Genomic DNA, 12,178 nt, shown 5'->3' with positions numbered 1-12,178 from the left:
CAATATGAAAGACATCACCATCAACCCTGCTATCCCGTTCGAGCTGCCGCCGGTGTTTGAAGGTCGGCATCTCATCGATGGCAGGTGGCAGAATAGCGCGTCGGGTGAGACGTTCGAACGGCGCTCGCCCTCGCACGGGCATATTGTCAGCCGGTCAGCCTTGGGTGGCGAAGCTGAAGCTGAGGCGGCGATCCTGGCGGCACGCAAGTCGTTCGACAGCGGTGTTTGGAGGCGAGCATCGGGCAAAGAACGGGCCACCGTTTTGCTGAAGGTTGCCGACCTGATTGAGCAGAATGTCGACCGGATCGCACTGATAGAAACGCTGGAAAGCGGTAAGCCGATCAGCCAATCTAAGGGCGAGGTCGGCGGTGCAGCGGACCTTTGGCGCTATGCGGCCTCATTGGCACGCAGCACGCACGGCGACAGTCATAACACTCTTGGCGCAGATATGATGGGTGTCGTGCTGAAGGAACCCATCGGTGTCGTGTCTATCATTACGCCATGGAACTTCCCGTTCTGGATTCTCAGTCAGAAATTGCCCTTTGCGTTGGCGGCTGGTTGCACCGTTGTTGTGAAGCCGTCTGAGATGACACCGTCGACAACCTTGATGCTGGGCGAGTTGCTGATCGAAGCTGGATTGCCCGCCGGTGTATGCAATATCGTTCTGGGCTACGGAGTTCCCGTTGGCAGCGTGATGTCGAGCCATGACAGCGTGGACATGATCAGCTTTACGGGCTCAACCGCTGTGGGCAAGACGATCAGCGCAGTAGCATCCGATACACTCAAGAAGGTCGCGCTGGAACTTGGGGGCAAGAACCCTCAGGTCATCTTTCCCGACGCCGATCTGAATGCTGCCGCTGATGCGGTTGTGTTCGGTGTCTATTTCAATGTTGGCCAGTGCTGCAATTCAAGCAGTCGTATCATCGTGCATGAGGACATTGCTGATGAATTCCGCGAACGTGTCGTCGCCCTGTCGCGCAAAGTCAAATTCGGCGATCCTTTGGACCCGACAACGCAGGTTGGGGCTATCGTAACGTCCGAGCACAACTCAAAAATCGACGCGTATGTCAAACAGGCGCAGGCTTCGGGTGCGACTATTGATCTGGGTGGTGAGCCGCTGGAGGTCGAAGGCCTCGGCGCTCAGTTCTATCAGCCGACGGTGATTTCTGACGTCTCGCCTGATATGCCCATTGCCCGCGATGAGGTATTCGGGCCTGTTCTGTCTGTTTTGACTTTCAAAACACTGGACGAAGCCATCGCGCTGACGAATGATAGCGCTTACGGTCTGTCGGCAGGGGTCTGGAGCGAGAACGTTCACACCTGCCTAGAGTTTGCCCGCCGAGCAGAAGCGGGAACGGTCTGGACCAATACCTGGATGGACGGGTTCCCCGAGGTCGCTTTCGGTGGGGTCAAACAATCCGGGCAGGGGCGGGAAATCGGACGATATGGGTTCGAGGAATTCTTCGAAGTGAAATCAGTGGTCATGCGCATCGGCAACAGCCGGGCGCCATGGGTTCCGCAAGACTAAGACCGGGCTCCAGATTGGTCCCGAGTGAGAATAACGCATTAAGGGAGGAAACAAGAATGCGTAAATTTATGAAGACAAAATCGCTGTTTGTAGCAGGTCTACTGTGCACGACCAGCCTTGCGCACGCTGAAGACGTGGAAGTTCTGCATTGGTGGACGTCTGGCGGTGAGGCCGCAGCATTGAACGTTCTCAAGGACGATCTGTCCGGACAGGGCATTGGATGGACCGACATGCCTGTAGCCGGTGGCGGTGGTGAGCAGGCCATGACCGTTCTGCGCGCACGCGTCACCGCAGGCAACGCTCCGACAGCCGTTCAGGCGCTGGGCTTTGACATTCTGGACTGGGCCGATCAGGGCGCGCTGGCCGATCTGAACGAAGTGGCAGCCCAGGAAGGTTGGGATGACGTCGTCCCGGATGCGCTGAAAGCCTTCGCCAAGCATGACGGCAAATGGGTCTCGGCACCTGTGAACGTACACTCGACCAACTGGGTCTGGGCCAACAAAGCGGTGCTGGACGCCAACGGTATTGCACAGCCCACCAACTGGGACGAATTCGTCGCAGCGGTTGAGGCGTTGAAAGCTGCTGGCGTCACTCCGATCGCGCATGGTGGTCAGGCCTGGCAAGATGCGACTGTGTTCGATGCTATCGCGATGTCGACGCTGGGGCCTGACGGTTACAAAGCGGCCTTCATCGACCTGGACGAGGAAACGCTGGGTGGCGACGCGATGAAAGAAGCGTTCGACCGTATGGCCTTTATCCGTGACAACGTGGATGAGAACTTCTCGGGTCGTGACTGGAACCTGGCGACAGCAATGGTCATAAACGGTGAAGCCGGTTTCCAGATGATGGGTGACTGGGCCAAAGGCGAATTCCTGAATGCAGGCAAAGTGCCGGGTGAGGACTTCCTGTGCTTCCGCTTCCCGGGTACTCAGGATCAAGTCACCTTCAACGCTGACCAGTTCATGATGTTTGATCAGGGCGGTACGGTATCGGCCGAGCAAGCCGCGCTGGCCAGTGCGATCCTGTCGCCATCCTTCCAGATCGCCTTCAACAAGGTGAAGGGTTCGGTGCCCGCGCGGACTGACGTTGACGGCAGTGATCTGGATGCCTGTGGTCAGCAGGGCATGAAAGATTTGGCTGCCGCGGCTTCGTCAGGCAACCTGTTCGGCTCGATGGCACACGGACATGCCGCGCCTGCGTCAGTCAAGAACGCCGTCTATGACGTTGTGACCGCTCACTTTAACGGCGAGTACGGCAGCGAAGATGCTGTGACCGAACTGGTTGACGCCGTTTCGATCGCCAAGTGATCCATAAGTGATCCTCCCGATGGGGCGGCAGTCTGGCCGCCCTGTCACCAAGTGGGCGCAAAAGCTCCGATCTAACACGACTCGAACGAGGAGGGCGCGCCATGGCTGCTTCAGCCGACGCGGATTTTAAGACACGCCTTCAGAACTGGATACCCAAGCTGGTCCTGTCACCGTCGCTGGCGATGATGTTGGTATTTGTCTACGGGTTCATTCTGTTCTCGGTCTACCTGTCATTCACCGACAGTCGCATCCTGCCGTCCTTTGGATGGGTCGGATGGGAAAACTACGACAAACTGTGGCGACTGAGCCATTGGGAAACCTCGTTGATCAATATGGGGATTTTCGCGAGCCTCTATATCGTGATCTGCACCTGTATAGGCCTGGGTCTGGCGATCTTCCTTGATCAGAAAATCCGCGGCGAAGGGTTGCTGCGCCCGATTTACCTGTATCCGATGGCTCTGAGCTTCATCGTCACCGGTACAGCCTGGAAGTGGTTCCTGGACCCTGGCATCGGGTTGGAAAACGTGATGCACACATGGGGTTGGACCAGCTTCGAGTTCGACTGGATAAAAAACCGTGATTACGCCATCTACACGGTGGTTCTAGCGGCCGTCTGGCAGACAAGCGGCTTCGTAATGGCAATGTTTCTTGCCGGTCTGCGTGGGATCGACAATGAAATTCTGCGGGCCGCGCAAATGGATGGGGCCTCGAACTGGAACCTCTATCGCCGGATCATTATCCCGCAACTGCGACCAGCCTTCCTGTCGGCCTTTGTGATCCTCAGCCATCTTGCGATCAAGACCTTTGACCTTGTCATCGCCCTGACCGGGGGTGGACCCGGTCGCGCAACCGAACTGCCTGCGACCTTCATGTATTCCTACACCTTCACACGGAACCAGATGGGGATCGGTGCGGCCTCGGCCACGATCATGCTGATGACCATCGCGGCGATCATGATCCCCTATCTCTACGCCGAATTGCGGGAGAAACGCTGATGTCTCAAGCTACTCAGGATACCGCAATTCGAACGGGCCGCGTTACACGCACGCTGATCTATCTGGTGCTGCTTCTGTTCGGTCTGTTCTACCTGCTGCCGCTCTACGTCATGCTGGTGAACTCGGTGAAGCCTTTGGAAGAGATCACCGGCGGCGGCATGATGAACCTGCCGCAGGTGTTCACGATTGAGCCGTGGCTCAAGGCGTGGTCTTCGGCGCAGATCGGTGTCGATCCGACAGGGCTGAAGCCTTACTTTTGGAACTCGATCAAGATGGTGGTTCCGGCGGTGATCGTCTCGACCATTCTTGGGGCGTTGAACGGCTACGTACTGACGAAATGGCGCTTCAAATACGACACCATCCTGTTTGGGCTGATGCTGTTTGCCTGCTTCATCCCGTTCCAGATTGTTCTGATCCCAATGGCGCGGATGTTGGGCATAATCGGGCTGGCTGGCACCACTTGGGGTCTTGCGCTTGTCCACGTTGTCTACGGGATTGGCTTCACCACGCTGTACTTCCGCAACTATTACGCGGTGTTCCCGACCGAGCTGATCCGGGCAGCGCAGATCGATGGTGCCGGGTTCTTCCAGATCTTCTGGCGTATTCTTCTGCCCAGTTCCGGGCCGATCGCCGTGGTTTCGATCATCTGGCAGTTCACCAACATCTGGAATGACTTCCTGTTCGGCGCGTCCTTTGCCGATGCCAACAGCCAACCAATGACGGTGGCACTGAACAATCTGGTGCAGTCGTCCACCGGCGTGAAGGAATACAACGTTCATTTTGCAGGCGCCATTCTGGCGGCCATGCCAACTCTGCTCGTCTACATCGTGGCCGGTCGATACTTCGTCCGGGGCCTGATGGCGGGTTCGGTGAAAGGATAAGACCTCATGGGTTTTCTAGACATAGACAACGCGACTAAATCCTACGGGGCGGTCGAGGTTCTGCACAAGGTCGATATCTCGGTGCAGGAGGGTGAGTTCCTGGTACTGGTCGGCCCCTCGGGCTGCGGCAAATCCACTCTGCTGAACATGATCGCGGGGCTGGAAGAGATCACAAGCGGCGAAATCCGCATCAAGGACCAGGTGATGAATGGGGTGCACCCGTCCAACCGCAACATCGCCATGGTGTTCCAAAGCTATGCTTTGTATCCCAATATGACGGTCGGGCAGAACATCACTTTCGGGCTTGAGATGCATGGTGTGCCCAAGCCTGAACGCGACAAAGCGATGCAAGAAGTTGCCAAGCTCTTGCAGATCGAGCAATTGCTGGATCGCAAGCCTGGGCAGTTGTCGGGCGGTCAACGTCAGCGGGTTGCAATGGGTCGCGCGCTGGTGCGCAACCCGGACGTTTTCCTGTTCGATGAACCGCTCTCGAACCTCGATGCCAAGCTTCGCGTCGACATGCGAACCGAGATCAAGAAGCTACATCAGAACCTCGGCACCACCATCGTCTACGTGACGCATGACCAGATCGAGGCGATGACGCTTTCAAGCCGCATCGCCGTGATGAACGGCGGCTATGTTCAGCAACTGGGCACGCCGCAGGAAATCTATGACACGCCTGCGAATATCTTCGTTGCAACGTTTATGGGCTCGCCTGCGATGAACGTGGTACCGGCCAAGGTTACGGTTTTGAATGGCCGCCCCCATGCAGAGGTCGCCGTTCACGACGGATCTATGGCGCAACTTCCGTTCAGCCAAGACAACTTGGCCGCATGGGATGGGCGCGAGATCTTGTTGGGAATCCGCCCAGAGACTATCACCGATATGGATGGTGCGGATCGAAAGTCGTCGAACATCGCGCAGATGACCAACCGTATCGTGGTGACGGAGCCCGCTGGATCGGACACCTTCGTCTCGATGCAATTGGGGGGACGAGATGTAATCGCGCGTATGCGTTCAGATGCCGAAGTCGCACCGGGTCAGGATTTCAACTTTGCTGTGAACATGGAAAAAGCCGTGGCTTTTGATCCCGAAAGCGAGATGCGGATCCTCCCATGAATCGGGCTGACGTCATAATCATTGGGTCGGGTATAGGGGGGGCAACGCTGGCTGCCGCGTTGGCTCCGTCCGGTCGTCGCATTCTGATCCTTGAACGAGGAGAGTGGTTGCAGCCCTCACCACAGGATCGAGACCCAAGGGCGATCTTTGCCAATGGACACTTCCGCCCCGATGAAACATGGCTGGATGGAGCAGGCGAGCCTTTCAATCCCGGAAACTACTACTGCGTTGGTGGCAATTCCAAGTTCTACGGCGCAGCTTTGATACGCTATCGGAAAGAAGATTTTGAGCCGCGTCAGCATATGGGTGGCTACTCTCACGGCTGGCCCATGCCCTACGAAGAGCTGGAGCCGGATTATACCGCCGCGGAACAGCTTTACGACGCGCATGGGACCACCAAAGAAGATCCTACCGAGCCACCGCACAGTGGGGGTTACCCGCACCCACCTGTGCCGGATGAGGTTGATATTGCAAACCTGAGGATGCGGCTACGCCAAGCAGGGCTTACGCCGTCCTCAGTGCCGTTGGGCGTGGATATCAAAACCTGGTTGCAGGCGGGGCAAACAACTTGGGATGCGTTTCCCAATACATGCGGCGGCAAAATGGATGCCGAAACCTGTGCGCTTACCGAAGCATTGAAGCACGAGAATGTCGAACTTTTAACTAACGCGCGTGTCCGTAAACTGAAGGCTGATGCCGTTGGTCGCGTCACAAGCGTCGAGGTTGATGGCCACGGTGCCCTTAGTGCGACGGTCATCGTGCTCGCGGCAGGTGCGGTACAGTCCTCAGTCCTGTTGCTGCAGTCCGCGAACGACAATTGTCCAACCGGTCTTGCCAATCGGTCCGATCAGGTCGGACGGAACTTCATGAACCACAATTGCTCGGCGGTGCTGGCCCTTCATCCGCTGCGTCGCAACAGAGCTGTCTATCAAAAGACATTGATGTTCAACGACTATTACAACAGCGACGGGCAGGGTGGTTTGCCTTTGGGCAACATTCAGATGTTGGGAAAGATCACTGGGCCGATCCTTGCGTCGCAAACCCATCTACCGGGTCCCATTGCAGCACTGATCGCCAATCGCAGCTTTGATTTCTATGCTATGTCCGAGGACCTGCCGAACCCAGAAAGCCGGGTGACGGTCGAAGGTGACCAGATCAAGCTGGATTGGAAACGCTCGAATTGGGCCGCGCACGAGGCCTTGGTTGCGCAGCTAAAGGCGCATCTGAAGCAGGCCGGGTTTCCTGTTGTATTGTCGCGACCATTTGATCGGCAAACTCCGTCGCATCAATGCGGCACAGCTCGGATGGGCAAAGACCCGGCAAGCAGTGTCGTCGACACGTTCTGCCGCAGCCACGACCACAAGAACCTGTTCATCGTCGACGCGTCAGTTCTTCCGACATCTGCTGCAGTGAATCCGGCTCTCACTATAGCCGCACTCGCACTCCGGGCAGGTCGTCATATCATTGAAACGGAGTTCGCCGCATGACCGGAACAGCATTGGTGACCGGAGGACAACAGGGCATTGGTCTCGGGGTGGCGCGCGCCTTGATCGCGGCGGAGTACAAGGTCGCAATAGCCTCTCGCTCAGCGCCCTACAAACCGGTCGTTCAGGCGGCTTTGGCAGAGCTTGGCCCAAGCGCAATCTATGTGCAGCACGACGTGTCCGACATTGATCACGTTCCGGCGCTACTGGATCAGATCGAAGCCGATTTAGGCCCGATCACCGCATTGATAAACAACGCAGGCGTAGGGGCGCCGGAGCGTGGTGACATGCTGGATCTGAAGCCCGAGAACTGGGATTTCGTGCAGAACATCAACCTGCGTGGCGCGTTTTTTCTGGCGCAGGAGGTGGCCCGGCGCATGTTGGAGCAGCCGCAAGATACCTATCGTTCGATCACCTTTGTCACCTCTGTCAGCGCGACAATGGTATCGATCGAACGCGCCGAGTACTGCGTGTCCAAGGCGGCCGCAGCGATGATGGCTCAGTTGTTCGCAGTACGCTTGGCCCCGCATGGCATCGGCGTTTTTGAGCTGCGGCCCGGCATTATCGCCACCGAGATGACGGCGGGCGTGCGCGACAAATACACCGACCGAATCGAAGGCGGTCTTGTTCCTGCGGCGCGCTGGGGTGCGCCCGAGGATATTGGGTCCGTCGTCGTCCCACTGGTTCAGGGGCAGATGCACTTTGCGAACGGCGCCGCCATCCCGGTGGATGGCGGCTTGTCGATTTCACGTCTGTAAGTCAGGGCACACAAGAATGTCTGAAGGATATGATTTCATTGTCATTGGGGGCGGCTCCGCAGGCTCGGTGATCGCTGCGCGTCTTTCCGAAGAACCGTCGGCGCGTGTGCTGTTGCTGGAGGCTGGCTCCACCGACCGTCACCCGTTCTTTCACCTGCCAGCCGGGTTCGCGAAGATGACCAAGGGTATCGGCAGCTGGGGCTGGTCCACGGTTCCGCAAAAGCACATGCAGAACAAGGTCTTCAACTACACCCAGGCCAAGGTGATCGGCGGAGGGTCTGCGATCAACGCGCAAATCTACACACGGGGTGCAGCTCAGGATTACGATGACTGGAGACAGATGGGGTGCGAAGGGTGGAGCTATGCCGACGTGCTGCCCTATTTCAAAAAATCCGAAGACAACGACACATACGACGACGAGTTTCACGGCAAAGGCGGACCGCTGGGCGTGTCCATGCCCGCAGCACCTTTGCCAATCTGCGATGCCTACATCAAAGCTGCAGGGGAAGTGGGGATTCCCGAAACGCGCGATGTGAATGGGGCGAAGCAGGATGGCGCGGGGTACTATCAGCTGACCCAACGCAATGCGCGACGATCCTCTGCTGCGATGGCGTTTATTGCTCCGAACCGCAGCCGCCCGAACCTGACGGTGCGCACCGGCGCACAGGTCCGCCGCATCATGGTGGACAAGGGCAGGGCAACTGGTGTCGAGATGATAAACGGGGACAAGATCTCCGCCGCGAAAGAGGTCATTCTGTCCTCGGGTGCCATCGGTTCGCCACGCTTATTGCAACTGTCGGGTATCGGCCCAGCGGATCATTTGGACAATCTAGGTATCGACGCGGTTTATCACCAACCTCAAGTTGGTGCGAACCTGCAAGATCATTTGGATTTGTACTCGATTTGCGAAGTGACTGGCCCGCACACCTACGACCGTTTCGCCAAGCTTCACCTTTCAGCCTTCGCAGGCTTGCAATACCTTTTCACCCGCAAGGGACCGGTCGCGTCCAGCCTGTTTGAAACGGGTGGGTTCTGGTACGCAGACCCGGATGCGCTCTCGCCGGATCTTCAAATGCATCTGGGGCTTGGTACCGGCATTGAGGCTGGGGTCGAGGCGATGCCCAACGGCGGGGTTACGCTGAACGCCTGTTTCCTGCGCCCCAGGTCACGCGGAACCGTCCGGCTACAAAGCTCAGACCCTGCGGTGATGCCGCTTATTGATCCCAACTATCTGGCGGATCCTTACGATCGCGAGATGTCCATTCGGGGGCTGAAACTGGTGCAGAACATCCTCGCACAGGATGCGCTGAAGCCGTACATCTTGGCCGAACGTTTGCCGGGCCCGGACGTGCGGACCGAGCAGGAGTATTTCGATTTTATCTGCGTACATTCCAAAACATCGCACCACTGCGCTGGAACATGCCGTATGGGTAGCGATGCCGAAGCCGTGCTGGACCCGCGCCTGCGGTTCAATGGGATCGAAGGGCTCCGCGTCGCGGATGCGTCGGTTATGCCGACGGTCAATTCATCGAACACCAATGCACCTACAATCATGATCGGGGAAAAAGCTGCCGACATGATCAAACAAGATCTGGGTTTCTAAAAATGATCCGCCACATCGTACTGACCAAATTCCGCGCCGACGTGACCGAAGAGACAATCGGAGCCATCTACAAAGGCCTAGAAGAAGTGTCCAAGGCCCTTCCCGGAGCCAGCGGGTTCACCGGGGGCCGAAGTGAAAGCCCCGAGCAGATCGAGCGCGGATACATGCATGGGTTCGTGATCGATTTCGACGATTGGGCCGCGCTGGAGGCCTATCAGAACAACGAAACGCACAAGGCGCTAGGCGCGCAACTGGTCGAGAACGCTGTGGGCGGCATCGACGGCATTCTGGTTCTGGATTTGGAGGTTTGAGACAATGCAATTGATTTTGCCAAACCCTGAGGGGCAACTGGAACTCTATGCGTTGACCGGAACGCCGATAGTTCCGCGTGCGCCGCAGGTGCCTCTATCGCGCACGGCCTTTGCGGCGGCTCATGTGGTTTCAGACCCGCTGGCAGAACGTAATCCCTGGGATGGGCGTCCCACGGTTGATTGGGAAGCGACCCTGCACTTTCGTCAGGGGCTCTGGGATCAGGGGCTAGGTCTGGCCGAAGCTATGGATACTGCACAACGGGGTATGGGCGTCGATTGGGAGACAGCGTTGGAGTTGATCCAGCGCACAATGAAGGCAGCGCAGGCGCATCCGTTGTCGCCTCGGGTGGCTTGTGGGGCAGGGACTGATCACCTGCCTCTAAGCGCGTTGAACACGGCAGGTGAAATCCTGTCAGCCTACGAGCATCAAGCCGAGGCGATCGAAGCCGCCGGAGGGCAATTGATCCTGATGGCGTCACGCGCCTTTCCAGCGATCAACGCGGGTCCGGACACCTACCATGATGTATACCGCGCGCTTATCGATGGCGCGGCGAACCCAGTAATCCTGCACTGGCTGGGCGATATGTTCGATCCTGCATTGAAGGGCTATTGGGGGAGCACGGATGTCGACGCGGCCAGCGACTTTGTGCTGTCCCTAATCAATGAGAATCCCGCCAAGGTTGACGGGATAAAAATATCCTTGCTTGATCAGGCACATGAAGAAGCCTTCCGCGCGCGGCTGCCGGACGACGTGCGCCTCTACACAGGTGACGATTTCAACTACGCCGATCTTATTGCCGGGGATGGAACGCATTTTTCGCACGCTCTGCTTGGCATTTTCGCTGCTATCGCCCCCGCCGCTAGCCAGGCGCTTGAGGCGTTGGCAATGGGCGACATGGATCGCTACAACGCGCTGTTCGCACCGACTATTCCCCTCAGCCGAGAGATATTTAAGGCTCCGACGCGGTTCTACAAAGCCGGGATTGCCTATCTGGCATGGCTGAACGGAGCCCAGTCTCATTTCATCATGCCGGGTGGGTTCCAATCCAGCCGTGACATCTGCCACTACGCGCAAGTGTTCAGATTGGCGGATCAGGCCGGTTTACTCTCGGATCCTGAACTGGCTAAAGCACGGATGACCACGCTTCTTAGCTTGCATGGAGTTGAACAATAGCCTGAATGCGAAGACCCACGATCATAGATGTCGCCAACTCTGCGGGCGTTTCCAAGTCGACGGTAAGCCTTGTGTTGCAGGGCAGCCCACAGGTGAAGCCGGAGACACGCAAGCTCGTCCATACCGCGATGAAAGAGATTGGGTATGTCTACAACCGATCGGCGGCAAATCTGCGAGCCACGGGAACGGCGCTAATAGGTTTGGTGATCAACGACCTAACCAACCCGTTTTTCACCGAGTTTGCGACTTCGTTGCAAATGGCGCTGGGGTCCCGAGGCTATGCGGTTGTGTTGGCCAACACGAACGAAGACCCCGAACTTCAGGATCAGGTGGTGGGCGCAATGCTCGAGCACGGTGTTTCTGCCTTGATCCTTTCGCCAGCTTATGGCGATGTCACAAACACCCTCTCCGCGGTAGAGCGAGCTGGCATTCCATTGATGCAAGTCTTGCGACAAGTTGAAAGCGAAACGGGCAGGTTTCCCTTTATCGCCCCTGATTACGCAGAGGGTGGACGCACGGCAACGCAGTACCTGATCGAAACAGGCGCGCGAAACATCGCCTTTATCGGTGGTCTGGATGGTGCCGAAGTCACTCAGGAAAGGCTGTCCGGCTATATCAGTGCCATGAAAGACAACCACTTGCAGCCTATTGTGAAAACAGGGGAATCCAGCCGATCATTTGGACATGAAGCGACGGCCCACCTATTCAAGGAGCATCCTGCGTGCGATGCCGCAGTTTGTTTCAATGATCTTGTTGCTTTTGGGATGATCAATGCCTGCCATGAAACTCAGGTTAAAATTGGAACGGAGTTTCAGATTGTCGGTTTCGACGACATCAAGGAAGCATCAGAGTGCTGGCCAGCTTTGTCTACAGTACATTGCGGCGTCTCTGAGTTTGGAGAACAAGTTGCGGACACTGTTTTGCTGTGGTTGCAGGATGGTGTCGCGCCTGCGCAACACACGCGAACTACAACGCGCTTGGTATTGAGGCAAACTACGAAAGAAACGGTGTAACAAGA

The 12,178-nt window shown here is 57.2% G+C and carries 11 protein-coding genes; all 11 read left to right on the top strand.

Annotated features, from left to right (window positions below; all coding sequences use genetic code 11):
* Positions 1-4 precede the first annotated feature (4 nt).
* The 11 genes from ACXAH8_RS10070 (at position 5) to ACXAH8_RS10020 (ending at position 12,173) form a co-directional block, all read left to right on the top strand.
* On the top strand, positions 5-1,528 hold the full coding sequence (locus ACXAH8_RS10070; protein WP_475218004.1) for an aldehyde dehydrogenase family protein: 1,524 nt from the start codon (positions 5-7) through the stop codon (positions 1,526-1,528).
* 68 nt (positions 1,529-1,596) lie between these two features.
* Positions 1,597-2,835: an ABC transporter substrate-binding protein gene (locus ACXAH8_RS10065; protein WP_170551916.1), complete on the top strand. Its 1,239-nt coding sequence runs from the start codon at positions 1,597-1,599 to the stop codon at positions 2,833-2,835.
* A gap of 101 nt (positions 2,836-2,936) precedes the next feature.
* Complete coding sequence (locus tag ACXAH8_RS10060; protein ID WP_170376146.1) at positions 2,937-3,830, top strand: carbohydrate ABC transporter permease; 894 nt, start codon at positions 2,937-2,939, stop codon at positions 3,828-3,830.
* Positions 3,830-4,711, top strand: coding sequence for a carbohydrate ABC transporter permease (locus ACXAH8_RS10055; RefSeq protein ID WP_068340098.1), 882 nt, complete (start codon positions 3,830-3,832; stop codon positions 4,709-4,711). The genes ACXAH8_RS10060 and ACXAH8_RS10055 overlap by 1 nt, the downstream gene beginning before the upstream one ends.
* A 6-nt stretch (positions 4,712-4,717) precedes the next feature.
* Positions 4,718-5,830 (top strand): sn-glycerol-3-phosphate ABC transporter ATP-binding protein UgpC, encoded by a 1,113-nt coding sequence (locus ACXAH8_RS10050; RefSeq protein WP_170470396.1) that lies wholly within the window; start codon positions 4,718-4,720, stop codon positions 5,828-5,830.
* The gene (locus tag ACXAH8_RS10045) at positions 5,827-7,317 is read left to right on the top strand and encodes a GMC oxidoreductase (RefSeq protein ID WP_475218000.1); all 1,491 of its coding nucleotides are present in this window, start codon (positions 5,827-5,829) and stop codon (positions 7,315-7,317) included. Before ACXAH8_RS10050 ends, ACXAH8_RS10045 begins: the two co-directional genes overlap by 4 nt.
* Positions 7,314-8,072 (top strand): 3-ketoacyl-ACP reductase, encoded by a 759-nt coding sequence (locus ACXAH8_RS10040; RefSeq protein ID WP_475217998.1) that lies wholly within the window; start codon positions 7,314-7,316, stop codon positions 8,070-8,072. Before ACXAH8_RS10045 ends, ACXAH8_RS10040 begins: the two co-directional genes overlap by 4 nt.
* A gap of 16 nt (positions 8,073-8,088) precedes the next feature.
* Positions 8,089-9,675: a GMC family oxidoreductase gene (locus ACXAH8_RS10035; RefSeq protein WP_475217994.1), complete on the top strand. Its 1,587-nt coding sequence runs from the start codon at positions 8,089-8,091 to the stop codon at positions 9,673-9,675.
* 2 nt (positions 9,676-9,677) lie between these two features.
* On the top strand, positions 9,678-9,986 hold the full coding sequence (locus ACXAH8_RS10030) for a Dabb family protein (RefSeq protein ID WP_475217992.1): 309 nt from the start codon (positions 9,678-9,680) through the stop codon (positions 9,984-9,986).
* Between the two features lie 4 nt (positions 9,987-9,990).
* Complete coding sequence (locus ACXAH8_RS10025; protein WP_475217990.1) at positions 9,991-11,160, top strand: dihydrodipicolinate synthase family protein; 1,170 nt, start codon at positions 9,991-9,993, stop codon at positions 11,158-11,160.
* Between the two features lie 5 nt (positions 11,161-11,165).
* Entirely contained in the window at positions 11,166-12,173 is a 1,008-nt protein-coding gene (locus tag ACXAH8_RS10020; RefSeq protein ID WP_170718277.1) for a LacI family DNA-binding transcriptional regulator, read from the top strand.
* Positions 12,174-12,178 lie beyond the last annotated feature (5 nt).

The organism is Ruegeria sp. ABV3_008 (genome assembly GCF_056161185.1).
This window is presented reverse-complemented; position numbering and strand designations above follow the sequence as displayed.